General features: G+C 73.9%; 12 protein-coding genes and 1 pseudogene. 2 read left to right on the top strand and 11 right to left on the bottom strand.

Translation table 11 applies throughout. The features are described from left to right. Window positions 1–202 precede the first annotated feature (202 nt). The gene (locus ACFV0O_RS12920; RefSeq protein ID WP_380340273.1) at window positions 203–1408 is read left to right on the top strand and encodes an XdhC family protein; all 1206 of its coding nucleotides are present in this window, start codon (window positions 203–205) and stop codon (window positions 1406–1408) included. Between the two features lie 80 nt (window positions 1409–1488). Next, window positions 1489–1791, top strand: a complete 303-nt coding sequence (locus ACFV0O_RS12915; RefSeq protein WP_380340270.1) for a hypothetical protein — start codon at window positions 1489–1491, stop codon at window positions 1789–1791. Between the two features lie 48 nt (window positions 1792–1839). On the opposite strand, the gene ACFV0O_RS12910 is transcribed toward ACFV0O_RS12915, so the two are convergent. From ACFV0O_RS12910 to allB, 11 genes and pseudogenes are all read right to left on the bottom strand, one after another. Beyond that, window positions 1840–2460: a LysE family translocator gene (locus tag ACFV0O_RS12910; RefSeq protein WP_360250172.1), complete on the bottom strand. Its 621-nt coding sequence runs from the start codon at window positions 2458–2460 to the stop codon at window positions 1840–1842. A 46-nt stretch (window positions 2461–2506) separates the two neighbouring features. After that, window positions 2507–2923 carry a PIN domain nuclease gene (locus ACFV0O_RS12905; protein ID WP_380340266.1) on the bottom strand — a complete coding sequence of 139 codons (417 nt, stop codon included), beginning with the start codon at window positions 2921–2923 and terminating at the stop codon, window positions 2507–2509. After that, window positions 2916–3113 carry a type II toxin-antitoxin system VapB family antitoxin gene (locus ACFV0O_RS12900; protein WP_380340264.1) on the bottom strand — a complete coding sequence of 66 codons (198 nt, stop codon included), beginning with the start codon at window positions 3111–3113 and terminating at the stop codon, window positions 2916–2918. Before ACFV0O_RS12900 ends, ACFV0O_RS12905 begins: the two co-directional genes overlap by 8 nt. A 98-nt stretch (window positions 3114–3211) precedes the next feature. After that, window positions 3212–4954, bottom strand: a complete 1743-nt coding sequence (locus ACFV0O_RS12895) for an SDR family oxidoreductase (RefSeq protein WP_380340261.1) — start codon at window positions 4952–4954, stop codon at window positions 3212–3214. Further along, the gene (locus tag ACFV0O_RS12890) at window positions 4951–5907 is read right to left on the bottom strand and encodes a M24 family metallopeptidase (protein ID WP_380340258.1); all 957 of its coding nucleotides are present in this window, start codon (window positions 5905–5907) and stop codon (window positions 4951–4953) included. Before ACFV0O_RS12890 ends, ACFV0O_RS12895 begins: the two co-directional genes overlap by 4 nt. Before the next feature lie 14 nt (window positions 5908–5921). After that, window positions 5922–7028, bottom strand: coding sequence for a PDR/VanB family oxidoreductase (locus tag ACFV0O_RS12885; RefSeq protein WP_380340256.1), 1107 nt, complete (start codon window positions 7026–7028; stop codon window positions 5922–5924). 91 nt (window positions 7029–7119) lie between these two features. After that, window positions 7120–8037 carry a metal-dependent hydrolase gene (locus tag ACFV0O_RS12880; protein ID WP_380340253.1) on the bottom strand — a complete coding sequence of 306 codons (918 nt, stop codon included), beginning with the start codon at window positions 8035–8037 and terminating at the stop codon, window positions 7120–7122. 194 nt (window positions 8038–8231) lie between these two features. Beyond that, window positions 8232–9011, bottom strand: a complete 780-nt coding sequence (locus ACFV0O_RS12875) for an IclR family transcriptional regulator C-terminal domain-containing protein (RefSeq protein ID WP_360250204.1) — start codon at window positions 9009–9011, stop codon at window positions 8232–8234. 371 nt (window positions 9012–9382) lie between these two features. Next, window positions 9383–10843 (bottom strand): catalase, encoded by a 1461-nt coding sequence (locus ACFV0O_RS12870; RefSeq protein ID WP_380340249.1) that lies wholly within the window; start codon window positions 10841–10843, stop codon window positions 9383–9385. Between the two features lie 300 nt (window positions 10844–11143). Next, a pseudogene (alc, locus tag ACFV0O_RS12865) lies at window positions 11144–12211 on the bottom strand (allantoicase); the annotation flags it as partial. After that, window positions 12201–13586 carry an allantoinase AllB gene (gene allB, locus ACFV0O_RS12860; RefSeq protein WP_380340246.1) on the bottom strand — a complete coding sequence of 462 codons (1386 nt, stop codon included), beginning with the start codon at window positions 13584–13586 and terminating at the stop codon, window positions 12201–12203. The gene allB and the pseudogene alc, both read right to left, overlap by 11 nt. Window positions 13587–13710 lie beyond the last annotated feature (124 nt).

Here is a 13710-nt window from a genome sequence, read left to right as displayed (position 1 = left end):
TCCTCGTGCGCGGGTGGCTCCCGCGCCCGCGCCCCGCGCCCCCCGCGCCGCGCGGGGGCCGGGGCCCCCCCCGGCGGCGGCCCGCCCGCGGCCGCCCGCGCCCCCCCCCCCCCACCACTCCTGCGACACCGCCGCCGTACGGGATCGTTTCCCGTACGGCGGCGTCCCCGCTACTGTCGAAACCGTGTAAGGAGCCACCGCCATGCAGGACATCGCCGAGCAGCTGCAGGCCTGGCACGCGGCCGGGCGTGCCTTCGCCGTGGCCACCGTCGTCGGGGTCTCCGGCAGCGCGCCGCGCGACCCGGGCGCGGCCCTGGCCGTCGACGCGGACGGGGAGGCGGTCGGCAGCGTCTCCGGCGGCTGCGTCGAGGGCGCGGTGTACGAGCTGTGCCAGGCCGCGATCGCGAGCGGCGAACCGGTGCTGGAACGCTTCGGGTACAGCGACGAGGACGCCTTCGCGGTCGGGCTGACCTGCGGCGGGGTCCTCGACGTGTTCGTCCAGCCGGTCGTGCCCGGGGCCGACACCGGCCTGGACACCGGGATCGCGCACATCGCCGCCGGCACACCGGTGGCACTGGTGCGGGTGATCGCCGGGCCCGGCGGACTGGTCGGCGCCACCCTCGCGGTCACCGCCGACGGCGTCACCGGAGCACTGTCCGTCGGGCCGTCCACCGTCGGCGCCCTGGAACGGGCGATCGTCGCGGAGGCCCGGGCCATGCTGGACGCCGGACGCACCGGCCGGATCGTCCTCGGCCTCGACGGGCGCCCCTGCGACGAACACGAGCAGGGCACCGTCACCTGCTTCGTCGAGTCCTACGTGCCCGCGCCGCGGATGCTGGTGTTCGGCGCGATCGACTTCGCCGCCGCGGTGGTGCGGATCGGCAGGTTCCTCGGCTACCACGTCACCGTCTGCGACGCCCGGCCCGTCTTCGCCACCGCCCGCCGCTTCCCGGAGGCCGACGAGGTCGTGGTCGACTGGCCGCACCGCTACCTGGACTCCCAGCTCGGCCGGATCGACGGGCGCACCGTGCTCTGCGTGCTCACCCACGACGCCAAGTTCGACATCCCGCTGCTGGAACGTGCCCTGCGGCTGCCGGTCGGCTACGTCGGCGCGATGGGCTCGCGCCGCACCCACCGGGACCGTCTGGCGAAGCTGCGCGAGGCCGGCCTCACCGGCGCCGAACTCGCCCGGCTGCGCTCCCCCATCGGCCTCGACCTGGGCGCGCGCACCCCGGAGGAGACGGCCGTCTCGGTCGCGGCCGAGATCATCGCCCACCGGCGCGGCGGCAGCTGCCTGCCGCTGAGCGCCGGCGACGGGCCGATCCACCACGACGTGTCACCGGCGGCGGAGGGCGACCGGGAGACCGCCGCGGCGCAGTCGAGGCCGTCGCGGACCCACGCCGCCTGAGCGTGCCGTTGCACGGCCACCGGGGCAGCGGGACGCTGGACGTGCGGACTCGTCCCGAGCCCGGGAAAGGAGCGGGCACCATGCGCGCCCTGCTGGAAGTCACCCTTGACACCGAAGCCTCCAACAAGCTCATCGCGGACGGCACGGTCGGTCCGACCCTGGAAGGGGTCATGAGCCAACTCAAGCCGGAGGCGGCCTACTTCTTCGCCCGCAACGGCCGTCGGACCATGCTCTTCGCCCTGGACGTCCCGGACGAGGCCTCCGTCGTCACCGCCTGCGAGCCGTTCTGGCTCCGGTTCAACGCCGACGTCCAGCTACACGTCTGCATGAACGCCGAGGAACTGCAGGAGGGGCTGTCCCGGCTCGCCCGCCAGTCCGCCTGACCGGCCACCCGCTCAGGCCCACGCTCAGCGGGGCGGTCAGCGGCCCGCTCAGTCGCCCACCGCCAGCTTCACGCCGAAGCCCACCACGACCGCGCCGGTCACCCGGTCCATCAGCCTGCGCGCGGCCGGCCGGCGCAGCCAGCCGCGCAGCACCCGGGCGAAGCCCACCAGGACCGTCGACCAGAGCAGGCCCTCGACGACGTGGACGCAGGTCAGTGCCACGCCGGCGGCGAAGTGCGGGACGCCCGCCGGGATGAACTGCGGCAGCACCGCCACGTAGAAGACCCCGACCTTGGGGTTCAGCAGGTTGGTCAGCGTGCCCCGCCGCCAGCCGTACCGGAACCCGCCGACCTGCGGCTCCTCCTCGGCCGCCGCCGGGGCGCCCCGGTCGCGCAGCATCCCGATGCCCATCCACACCAGGTAGGCGGCGCCCGCCCAGCGCAGGACCTCGTAGGCCACCTGTGAGGCGGTCAGCAGCGCCGTCACCCCCGCGGAGGTGAGCGTCCCCCAGATCAGCGTGCCGGTCTGGATCCCGAGCACGACCCCCCAGGCCTGGCGCCTCCCGGCCAGCGCGGACGTCCGCAGGACCAGGGCGGTGTCCAGACCGGGCGTCAGGGTGAGCAGCCCCACGACGAGGGCGAAGGACCACAGAGCAGTTGTCATCTCCATGGACCTCGATGCTCTCACAGGCCCCGGACGGGGCCGCGGGCGGTGTTCAGTCCGCGGTGCCGGGCGGAACGACCCACTCCGTCGGCTGACCGGTGACGGCGGCGATCATGTCGTAGTCGCCGTCGTAGTGGAGCACGGTGACACCGTGCCGCTCGGCGGTCGCCGCGATGACGAGGTCCGGCACGGAGAGCGCCCGCCAGTTGCCCTCGGCCGTGAGGAGCGCCTGCACCTCGATGGCCCGGTCCCACACCTCGTCGGGCGTGGGCAGCCAGTCGAAGCCCAGCAGGCCCTCCCGGATCCGGTCGGCGTCGGCCTTGGACCGGGCGCTGTGCATGATCTCAAGCTCGACAGCACCGCAGATCGCGAGCCGCCCCTCACGGAACAACCGGTCGACCAGGGCTCGAACCGGCGGCTTGGAATGGCGGGCGAAGGCCGACTTGTCGATGAGGAAACGCTCACTCACCCTTGTCCACCGGCCCGGTCAGATCCGGCAGCCCACCCTCGGCGAGCCAGTCGAGGAACTCCTGGCCTTTGCGGCGCTTCACCGCGTCCTCAAGGGCGGCGTTGACAGTGGCGACCTTGGTCGTCGTACCGAAGATCCCGGCAGCCTCGGCGAGCAGTTCGTCGTTGACGTCTATCACGGTACGGGTCATGGTCGACCTCCCGGAACGGAGCGGGGACTGCTTATATCAAAATCAAGCGTAGCTGATATCACAGGCCCCGCTGGTCCGTTTCGGCGATGTTCACCCGGTCAGGTGACGTTGAGGCGGGCTGCGAGGCGGAGCAGGCCCGGGCTGAGGCGGGAGAGGAAGCGGGCGACCTTGGCCTCGGGGGTGACCGGGACGATGGGCCTGCCGGTGCGGACGGCACCGAGGATCGCGGCGGCGACCTTCTCCGGGGGGAAGCCGCGGCGGGCGTAGAGCTTGGCGGCGCGGGCCTGCTTGGCGGCCTGCTCGTCGGCGGTGGTGGCGGAGAAGGTGGAGGTGCGGGTGATGTTGGTGTTGACGATCCCCGGGCAGATGGTGGAGACGCCGATGCCGTGGCCGACGAACTCGGCGCGCAGGCAGTCGGAGAGCATGAACACCGCGGCCTTGCTGGTGGCGTAGGCGGTGAGCGCCTTGGAGGGCAGGTAGGCGGCGGCCGAGGAGACGTTGACGATGTGGCCGCCCTGGCCGCGGTCGGCCATCAGCGTGCCGAAGGCGCGGCAGCCGTGGATCACGCCCCAGAGGTTGACGTCCAGGACCCGCTGCCACTCCTTCTCGGTGGTCTGCAGGAAGGTTCCGGAGTGGCCGATGCCCGCGTTGTTGACCACCACGTCGGGCACCCCGTGCTCGGCGGCGACGGTCTGCGCGAAGACCTCCACCGCCGCGCCGTCGGAGACGTCCACCCGGTAGGCGTGCGCCGACGGGCCGATCAGCGAGGCGAGTTCGGCGGTCCGCTCGGCGGCCGCGAGGTCGAGGTCGCAGACGACGACCCGGGCCCCCTCCTCGGCGAAGGCGAGCGCGGTGGCCCGTCCGATGCCGCTGCCGCCGCCGGTGACGACCACCAGCCGGCCGTCGTCCAGCGCGGGCCGGTCCTGCGCGGAACCGCCCTCGGCCCCGGGCTCGTTGCGGGCGGTGAACTCGCGGACCATGCCGGCCACGATGGCTCCCTTCTCCAGCAGCGCCGACCAGTGGCCGGCGTGCAGCGTCCTGCGGGTCAGGTCGGGCACCCAGCGCTCCAGGCCGTCGGAGAGGTAGGTGCCGACGTAGCGGTCCCGGGTGAGGGTGATCAGCTGGACCGGCACCTCGGTCGGCCGCTCACGCGGACTGCCCATGGTGGGGCGGAAGTTGGCCCGGTACAGCTCGATGCCGCGGACCGCGTCGCGGCGCAGGCTGGGCTGCGGGTGGTCGGCCCGCGGGGCGACGTGCTCCAGGTCGCGCAGCACCCGCGGCCAGGCCCGGGCGAGGCCGAGGCGCCAGACGCCGGGAGCGAGGTAGGGCAGGTGGAAGGCGGTGATGTACCAGGAGTGCAGGCCCTGGTGCAGCAGCTGCTTCAGGTGGCGGGGAGTGGGGCGGCGCAGCCGGTGGCGCAGCCAGAACCCCAGGTGGTCGAGGCTGGGGCCGGACATCGTGGTGTACGAGGCGATCCGGCGCCCGGCTCCGGGGGCGGTGACGGCCTCCCAGGACTGGACCGAGCCCCAGTCGTGGGCGACCAGGTGGACCGGGCGGTCCGGGCTGACCGCGTCGGCGACCGCGAACAGGTCCTCGGCCAGCCGCTCCAGCCGGTAGCCGGCGCGGTCCGCGGGGACGCCGGACTCGCCGGCGCCGCGCACGTCGTAGCGGACCACGTGGTGGTCGCGGGCCAGGTCGGCGGCGACGTCGTCCCAGACGGTGTGGGTGTCGGGGTAGCCGTGGACGAGGAGGACGGTGGGGGCGTCCGGGTCGCCCTGTTCGAAGACGGCGAGCGGCAGACCGCCGGAGTGGACGGTCCGGCGGCGAGTCGGGGTCGTCATCGGGTGGCCTCCAGGGCGGTCGGCTCGGCAGTCGGCTCGGTGGCGGTGCGCTGGTCGGCGGTGCGCTGGTCGGCGGTGCAGTGGTCGGCGGTGCGCTGGTCGGCGGCCGCGGGCTGCTCGGCGGTCCCGGTCCAGCGGCGGACGTGGGGCAGGTCGTCGTCGAGCCAGTAGGCGTCGTCCTCGGTGACCACCAGTAGTTCCTCGAACTTGATACCCACGCCGCGGAATCCGATGTGCGGCTCGACCGCCCACAGCCCCGGGGTGGGCGCGTGCCGGGACGACCGGCCGTCCGCCCAGAGCGGTGAACGGCCGTGCAGGCGCTCGGAGACGAGCTCACGGCCGAGGGTCTGCAGGGTGCGCACACCGAAGCCGAAGACGTTCACCCCGGCCGGACCGCGGGTCACCGTGCGGGTGACCTGGTGGCCGATCACCCGGCCCGGGTAGACCTGGTGGCGGTTGTCGTAGCCGTGCGCGGCGAGCTGCGCGTCCACGGCCGCGTACACCTGGTCGAGCGGCTTGCGGGCCCGGACCTCGGCGAGGATCAGCTCGCGGTAGACCTTCAGGTCGGCGGCGAGCCGGTCCCAGATCCGGTTCTCGCCCACCTTGCCGCCGTAACCGATGTCGGCGGTGTAGCCGTCCACGACGGGCGCGCAGTCCAGGACGTACGGCATGCCCTCCTCCAGGCGGCGGTTGCCGGCGAAGAACTGCAGCGGGGTGTGGAAGTGCCGGAACGCCGTGCGGTCGCCGAACCAGGCGAAGGGGACGTGGAAGAAGTCCTGCACCCCGGCGGCGACCAGGCGGCGGCGCAGCTCGGCGGTGGCCTGCCGTTCGGTGACGCCGGGTTCGATCCAGGCGGCGACCTGCTCGGCGCAGTCGTAGGCGAGTTGCTGGGTCTCGCGGAAACGGTCGAGGTCGCGCTCGGTGTAGCGGAAGGCGGGGGTCGCTTTCGCCATGGCGGGGACTCCTTCTAGAGGTCGAGCACGAGGGTCTCACCCTCGGCGGCCCGGGAGACGCAGGGCAGCAGGGCACCGGTGGCACGCTGCTCGGGCGTGAGGCGGCGGTCGCGGTGATCGGGCGAGCCGGCCAGCAGACGGACCTCGCAGGTGCCGCAGAAGCCCTGGTGACAGGAGTACGGGAGGTCCGGGCGGGCCTCGCGCAGCACGTCCAGGGCGGACCGGTCGGCGGGGACGTCGAGGGTCGGTCCGTCGCCGCCGAGGCGGACGGCGAAGGGCGCGCCGCCGGTGATCGGGGCGGCGCCGAAGCGCTCGAAGTGCAGGGCGGCGGCCGGCCCGCCGGACCCGGCCGGACCGCCGTCCAGCGCCCGCTGCACGGCGGTGAGCATCGGGGCCGGCCCGCAGCAGTAGACGGCGGCGTCGCGCGGGGCGTGGACGAGCAGCTCGGCGCCGGTGGGGACGCCGCCGTGCTCGTCGTCGGTGCGCAGCACCACCCGGTGCGGGTCGAGGGCGCGCAGCTCCTCGGTGTACGGGAGGGTGTCGGCACTGCGGCCGACGTGCACCAGGCGCCAGTCCAGTCCGTGCCGCTGCGCCTCGCGGGCCATCGGGAGCAGCGGGGTGATGCCGATGCCGCCGGCCAGCAGGAGGACGGCGGGCTCGGCGCAGAAGGCGAAGCCGTTGCGCGGGCGGCGGGCGGTGAGGCGGGCGCCGGGGTGCAGGGTGTCGTGGACCTCGACGGACCCGCCGCCGCCCCCGGGCAGCCGCCGGACGGCGATGCGGTAGGCGGCGCGGTCGGCCGGGTCGCCGCTGAGGGAGTAGTGGCGCTCGCGGCCGGAGGGCAGGTGGAGGCGCAGGTGGGCGCCGGGCTGCCAGGGCGGGAGCAGGCCGCCCGAGGGGTCGGTGAGCTTCAACTCGACGACGTCGGGGGTGAGTCGGCGGCGGGCGGTGACGACCAGCTGCAGCCGCGGGGTGGGCCGGCTGAGCGGGCGGCGGGGGTTTCGGCGCAGCAACGGGCCGCCGAGGGCCTGCACGTAGCGGTCCTGGAAGGCGGTGAGGCGGCGCAGGAAGCGGTCCGCGCGGGGGCGTCCGTAGAGGTCGGGGGGCGGGGTGAGCAGGTCCATCCGCGGGTCCTTGGCGTCGGGGGAGGGTGGCGGGCGACGGGTGGCGGGTCCGGCTGCGGGTGACCGGGGTTCGGGTGTCCGCTGCCGCCCGTCAGCCGGTCCCGGCGGCGGCCCGGGCGGCCGGGGAGGTGGCGAGGTAGCCGAGGGCCTGGCTGGAGGAGCCTTCCAGGGTCGGGTGGTAGCCGGGCTTGAGGTACCGCAGGCCGGAGCGGATCGACTTGACCGGGTCGGGCAGCAGGCCGCGCCTGGTGATCCGGTAGGCCTCGCGCCAGCTCGGGCGCAGCCGCCCGTCCAGCGTCGGGTCCGCGGCCAGCAGGAACCGCACCCCGCGCACCCAGAGGCGGACCAGGAGCGGGCCGGCGACCGCCATGGTGCGGACCCGGCGCACGTACCCCGGGTCCAGGTGGACCAGCAGGTCGAAGGCCACGCTGCGGTGCTCGACCTCCTCGGCGCCGTGCCAGCGCAGCAGGTCGAGCATCGTCGGGTCGGCCTGGGCGCGGTCCAGCCCCGGGGAGTTGAGGATCCAGTTGCCGAGGAAGGCGGTGTAGTGCTCGATCGCCGCGATGGCGGCGACCCGCTCGATGAGCGCTTCGCGCTGCCGGGCGGGGGACAGTCCGGGCCGCTCGCCGAGCACGCGCTGGAAGACCCAGGCGACCTGCCGGACGTAGGGCCGGGGGTCGAGCCCCTGGCCGAGGAGGTGGTCGAGGACCTCCTGGTGGGCCTCGGCGTGGATGGCCTCCTGCCCGATGAAGCCGAGCACCTCCTCGCGCAGTTGCTCGTCCCGCACGAGCGGCAGCGCTTCCTTGAACACCTTGACGAACCAGCGTTCGCCCTCGGGGAGCAGCAGGTGCAGCACGTTGAGGATGTGGGTGGCCATCGGCTCGTCCGGGACCCAGTGCAGCGGCAGCCCGGCCCAGTCGAAGCGGACGTCCCGGGGCTCCAGGACGAGGCTGTCGTGGACGCGCGCGGCGGGGGCGGCGAGGGCGGGGACGGGGGTGGGACGGGGCATGGCAGGCGCTCCTGACCTGGGGGCGGCGGCTCGGCTCAGGGAAACGTACTCGCGGGTAGCTGTGCGGACAAGGGTTTCGGCGACCCTTATCGACATCGAGTCTAATAAGTGATGTGCACCGCGGACCACCCCGGGAAACGCGCGAGCCCCGCCGGATCCCGACGGGGCTCTGCACGGGGCGGACTGCCGTGCGGTCAGACCGCCATCGCCAGCATCAGCGGCGCCGCCCGCGCCGCCAACAGCTCGGCGGCGGCCTTCAGCTTGTGGATGTTGTCCACCGGCATCGAGGTGGCCAGGCAGCCGACGGTGCTGCCCGCCGTGATCGGCACGGCCGCGCACACCGTGCCCAGCGCGTACTCCTGGATGTCCAGCACCGGCACGGTGGCCGGCTGCCGCTCCAGCCGGTGCATCAGCTGGTCGGCGTCGGTGACCGTGCGGGAGGTGAGCCGGGCGACCGGGTGCCGGGAGAGGTGGTCGCGTCGGGCGTCCGCGTCCAGCTGGCCGAGCAGACACTTGCCGATCGCACTGGCGTGCGCGGTGGCCCGGAAGTCCACCCACTCCTGCACCGCCGGCGCGTAGTCGGCCGCCGAGACCGCCTCCACCGACAACTCGCCGTCGTGGTAACGGGTGAAGTACACCGCGGCACCCAACTCGTCCCGGAGTTCGGCGAGTTTGCGGTTGAGACGGGCCTTGACCAGCTGCTCGCGGTTGTGCTGTCCGAGCAGGGCGAAGGTGCCGCCGAGCACCCAACCGCCGTCCTGGCACTGGAGGTAGCCCTCGATCTCCAGGATCTCCGCGAGCCGCCGCACGGTGGGCAGCCCGAGCGAGGTCTCCCGCGCGAGGCCCACCAGGGTGGCGCCGTCGGGGTGGCGGTCGACCGCCTCCAGCAGTCTGAGGGCGTGCTGCAGGGAGGTGAACGGGCCCGTGGGGCCCTGGTCCAGCGCGGCGTGACGACCCGGGGCTGGTGTCGACATGTCGTCCCCTTCCGATGTCCCCCCACGGAGCGACCGCGGGCACGCACCAGCCTATCGACCCGGTGGCTCCGGCGACTGCCGTCCGTGAATATCCGTGAACATTCCGTGGAGCAACCTCCGGTCGACCCGGACGGACGCGGCCCGGCCGGTACGGTCGGCGACCGCGGTCCGCCGGCGCGGCCACCCCGGACGCCGCGACGGGCCCCTCCCCCACTGCCCAGGGGGGAGAGGCCCGTCGCGGGGCCGCCGGGTGCGGGCCCGACAGCCGTGCGGGTGGTGCGGTCCGCGGGTGGTGCGGCCTGCGGACGGCGCGGTCCGCAAGCGGTGCGGCCTGCGGGTGCCGCGGTCCGCGAGGGTTCAGTGAGGTGGGGTCAGCTCTCCTCGCCCGCACGCAGCTTGGCGACGGCCGCCGCCAGCCGGGCGCCGTACTCCTCGTCCGCGGCGTGGAAGTGGGCGAGGTTCTTCTCGACGATGTCGTCGCGGGTCACCTGCGCCAGGAAGCCCGCGATGTTGTCGATCAGGCGGGTCTTCTCGCCGGCCGACATCAGCCGGTAGAGCTCACCGGCCTGGAAGAAGTCGTCGTCCTTGCTGTGGGCCGGCGTGGTGTAGGTGCCGGTGTGGCCCTCGACCTTGACCGGCGCGGCGAGCGCGCTGTCGGTCTGGGCCGGGCCGTCGTACGAGTTGGGCTCGTAGTTCTTGCCGCGGCCGGCGGTGTTGACGGCCATCAGGCCGTCCCGGCCGTAGTTGTTCGCCGCGGTGGCGCGCGGGGCGTTCACCGGCAGCAGGGTGTGGTTGACGCCGAGGCGGTAGCGCTGGGCGTCGGCGTAGGCGAACAGGCGACCCTGGAGCATCTTGTCCGGGGAGGGGCCGATGCCGGGCACGAAGTTGTTCGGCGAGAACGCGGACTGCTCGACGTCGGCGAAGACGTTCTCCGGGTTCTTGTTGAGCACCAGGCGGCCGACCTTGACCAGCGGGTAGTCGGCGTGCGGCCACACCTTGGTGAGGTCGAAGGGGTTGAAGCGGTAGTCGGCGGCCTCGGCGACCGGCATCAGCTGGACGTGGAGGGTCCAGGACGGGAAGACCCCGCGCTCGATGGCCTGGTGCAGGTCGCGCTGGTGCGAGTCGGCGTCGGCGCCGACCACCTCGGCGGCCTGGCCGCCGTCCAGGGAGCGGACGCCCTGGTTGGTCTTGAAGTGGTACTTCACCCAGTAGGCGTCGCCGGCGGCGTTGACCCACTGGTAGGTGTGCGAGCCGTAGCCGTTCATGTGGCGGTAGGAGGCCGGGATGCCGCGGTCGCCGAACAGCCAGGTGATCTGGTGGGTCGAGGCCGGCGAGTGGGCCCAGAAGTCCCAGACGTTGTCCGCCTCCTGCACGCCGGTGTACGGGTCGCGCTTCTGCGAGTGGATGAAGTCGGGGAACTTGATCGGGTCCTTGATGAAGAACACCGGGGTGTTGTTGCCGACGAGGTCGTAGTTGCCCTCACCCGTGTAGAACTTCAGCGCGAAGCCGCGCGGGTCGCGGACCGCGTCGCTGGCGCCCAGGTTGCCGGCCACGGTGGAGAAGCGCAGGAAGACCTCGGTGCGCTTGCCGACCTCGGAGAGGAAGTCCGCCCGGGTGTACTGCGAGACCTCGTCGGTGACCTCGAAGTAGCCGTACGCGCCGGAGCCGCGGGCGTGCACCACGCGCTCCGGGATGCGCTCGCGGTTGAACCGGGCCAGCTTCTCCAGCAGCTGCTGGTCCTGGATCAGCAGCGGGCCGTACTCGCCGGCCGAGGCCGAGTTCTGGTTGTCGGCGACCGGGGCGCCGGACTCCGTGGTCAGGATCTTGGACATGGAGGGTCCTTCAGGTGTCGATAAGAGCGGTGCGTGAAGGGTGTTCTGACGGTCCGTCGGGTCGGTGGCCGCGACGCCGGGCGGGCCTCAGACGCCGAGCAGGCGCCAGACGGCCGAGCGGCGGCGGGAGGAGTGCTCGCCGTCAGGGCCGTCGGCCGGGCGGAGCGCCGCGACGGCGGCGCGGGCCGCGGCCGGGTCCGCCAGCGGGCGGGCGGCGGTCAGCGCGGCGGCCTCGTCCGCGGTCAGCCCGGCCCCGGTGAGGGCCGCGGCGGCCTCGGCGGCCGGGACGGCGTCGAACCAGCGCAGCGCGAGGGCCGCGCGGCCGGCCTCGGTGAGGCGGCCGGTGAGCCGGAGGCGGGCGAGCCCGCCGTCCGGGTAGACGTTGATCCGCACGTGGGTCACCGGGCGGCCGGCGTCGAGCCGGAAGCGGTGCCGGGTGTCGGGCTGGAGCCTGGTGCGCGGAAGGAGCTCGAACCACTCGCCGTCGGCCGGATCGACCCCGGTCGAGGCGTCGAAGCCGATCAGGTCGGCCCAGCCGGGGGCGTTGGCGACGAAGTGGGTGGTGTCCACCTCGGCGGCCAGGACCTCGCCGCCCCCGGCCAGGGCGATCTGCACCCAGTCGTTGGCCTTGTCGCGCCGACGCCGGGTCTCCCAGCCCTCGCCCATGACGGAGGCGCGACCGGGAGCGTTCAGGTTGTGCGGGGAGGAGAAGTAGCGGTCGGACGCCGCCTCGGCCACGCCGCCGTACTCCTGGGCGGCCAGGTCGAAGGTGAGGCCGTCCAGTTCGCGCGGGTCGGGCAGCACCTCGCCGTGCACCCGCAGGCGGGCGACGCCGCCGTCCGGGAAGATGTTCAGCCGTACGTGGGTGTACCGGGTGGCGTCCTCGACGGCGAACTCGTGGGCGGTGTTCCCGCGCAGCGGGGTGCGCGGCACGAGCGTGGTCCACTCGGCGTCCTGCAGCTCCGCGGGCGAGGGGTGGCCGGGGACGGACGCGGCCTCGACGGAGCCGGACTCCGGGTAGTTGCCGGTGAAGTGGGCGGTGTCCACGATCACGCCGCGGACGACACCGCCGACGCCGAGCCGGACGATCGCCCAGTCGTGGTCCTGGTCGGTGGGGTGCGGCTGCCCGGCCGAGACGCCGCGGCGGCGCTTGGACTCCCAGCCGTCCATGATCTGGCCCTTGTGGCCGAAGGTGTGCGGACGGAACTCGGCCGGCTTGGCGACCAGCAGGTTCTCGGCGTCCGCGAAGGTGTCCTCGTTGGTGGCGACGACGCCCGCGCCGAGCAGTCGGGAGGCCAGGTTGACCAGCTCGGTGAAGGGAGCACTCGGGGTGTCGGCAGTGGTCACTGACTCTCCTTTAGGCGCGATCGGGCGGGGTGGTGGTACGGGTGGCGGGCCGGGCGAGCTGCCGGCCGAAGGGGCGGGCCGCGGTGTCCACCTCGCGGCCGCGCAGCCAGGTGGTGCGCACCGCGCCGGTGAGGGTCCGGCCCGCGTACGGGGTCACCGGGTTGCGGTGGTGCAGGCCGCTCGCCCGGACGGCGAACTCGCCGTCGGGGTCGAACGCGACCAGGTCCGCGTCGTGGCCGGGCGCGATGGCGCCCTTGGTGCCGGTGAGGCCGACCAGTTCGGCCGGTCCGGCGGACATCCAGCGCACGATGTCGGACAGGGTGTGGCCGCGGCGGCGGGCCTCGGTCCAGACGGCGGGCAGGCCGAGCTGCAGCGAGGCGATGCCGCCCCAGGCGGCCGCGAAGTCCCCGCTGCCGCCGTACTCGGGCAGCAGTTTGAGGTCGGGGGTGGACGGCGAGTGGTCGGAGACGACGGCGATGAACTCGCCGTCCGCCAGGGCCTGCCAGAGCGCGTCGCGGTTGGACTCGTCGCGGATCGGCGGGCAGCACTTGAAGGCGGTGTCGCCGTCGGGCACCTGCTCGGCCGCGAGGGTCAGGTAGTGCGGACAGGTCTCGGCGGTCACCCGGACGCCGTCCTCGCGCGCCCTGCGCAGCAGCGGCAGGACGGCGGCGGAGGAGACGTGCAGGATGTGGACCCGGGCGCCGGTGCGCCGCGCGGTGTCGAGCAGCCGGGCGACGGCCGCGGTCTCCGCGTCGGCGGGGCGGGAGGCCAGGAAGTCCCGGTAGTGGACGCCGGGTTGCTGCGGTGCGGCGTCGAGGACGGCCGGGTCCTCGGCGTGGATGATCGCCAGCGCCCCGATCCGGGCCTGCTCGGCCAGGGCGGCCTCCAGGTCGGCGGCCTCGACGTGCGGGAACTCGTCCACGCCGGAGGGGGCGAGGAAGCTCTTGAAGCCGAACACGCCTTCGCGGTGCAGGGGTTCGAGGTCGGCGACGTTGCCGGGGACGGCGCCGCCCCAGAAGCCGAGGTCGACCCAGGCCTGGCCCTCGGCGGTCTTCCTCTTGACCAGCAGCCCCTCCACCGTGGTGGTGGGCGGGATCGAGTTGAGCGGCATGTCGATGATCGTGGTGACGCCGCCGGCCGCGGCGGCCCGGGTGGCGGTGGCGAAGCCCTCCCATTCGGTGCGGCCGGGCTCGTTGACGTGCACGTGGGTGTCGACCAGGCCGGGCAGCAGAGCGGTGTCGCCGAGGTCGGCGAGTTCGCGGTCGCCGACGGTGAGCGAGCCGTGCGCGACGACCTGCTCGATCCTCCCGTCCCGGATCAGCACGTCCGCGGGGCGCTCGCCGTCGGGCAGGACCACCCGCCGGGAGCGGATCACCGTGGGCTGGCTGAAAGGCATGGGAGACCTCCGGAACCTGGGAGTCGGGAGCGAGTCGGGGGTGGGTCCGGGCGCGGCCCGGGGCGGTTCGCAGGGGGCCGTATGCGGGGAGGAGCCGAGGGATTGCCGGGAGCCTAGGCCCGCC

It is taken from the genome of Kitasatospora sp. NPDC059577, assembly GCF_042735475.1.
Taxonomy (GTDB): domain Bacteria; phylum Actinomycetota; class Actinomycetes; order Streptomycetales; family Streptomycetaceae; genus Kitasatospora.
The sequence above is the reverse complement of the archived record's forward strand: the minus strand, read 5'-3'. Positions and strand labels throughout refer to the sequence as shown.

Bases quoted from the DNA above. Each gene is read 5' to 3' on its own strand.
- ACFV0O_RS12920 (WP_380340273.1), top strand. From the start codon at position 203: ATGCAGGACATCGCCGAGCAGCTGCAGGCCTGGCACGCGGCCGGGCGT.
- ACFV0O_RS12915 (WP_380340270.1), top strand. From the start codon at position 1,489: ATGCGCGCCCTGCTGGAAGTCACCCTTGACACCGAAGCCTCCAACAAG.
- ACFV0O_RS12910 (WP_360250172.1), bottom strand. From the start codon at position 2,460: ATGGAGATGACAACTGCTCTGTGGTCCTTCGCCCTCGTCGTGGGGCTG.
- ACFV0O_RS12900 (WP_380340264.1), bottom strand. From the start codon at position 3,113: ATGACCCGTACCGTGATAGACGTCAACGACGAACTGCTCGCCGAGGCT.
- ACFV0O_RS12895 (WP_380340261.1), bottom strand. From the start codon at position 4,954: ATGACGACCCCGACTCGCCGCCGGACCGTCCACTCCGGCGGTCTGCCG.
- ACFV0O_RS12890 (WP_380340258.1), bottom strand. From the start codon at position 5,907: ATGGCGAAAGCGACCCCCGCCTTCCGCTACACCGAGCGCGACCTCGAC.
- ACFV0O_RS12885 (WP_380340256.1), bottom strand. From the start codon at position 7,028: ATGGACCTGCTCACCCCGCCCCCCGACCTCTACGGACGCCCCCGCGCG.
- ACFV0O_RS12880 (WP_380340253.1), bottom strand. From the start codon at position 8,037: ATGCCCCGTCCCACCCCCGTCCCCGCCCTCGCCGCCCCCGCCGCGCGC.
- ACFV0O_RS12875 (WP_360250204.1), bottom strand. From the start codon at position 9,011: ATGTCGACACCAGCCCCGGGTCGTCACGCCGCGCTGGACCAGGGCCCC.
- ACFV0O_RS12870 (WP_380340249.1), bottom strand. From the start codon at position 10,843: ATGTCCAAGATCCTGACCACGGAGTCCGGCGCCCCGGTCGCCGACAAC.
- allB (WP_380340246.1), bottom strand. From the start codon at position 13,586: ATGCCTTTCAGCCAGCCCACGGTGATCCGCTCCCGGCGGGTGGTCCTG.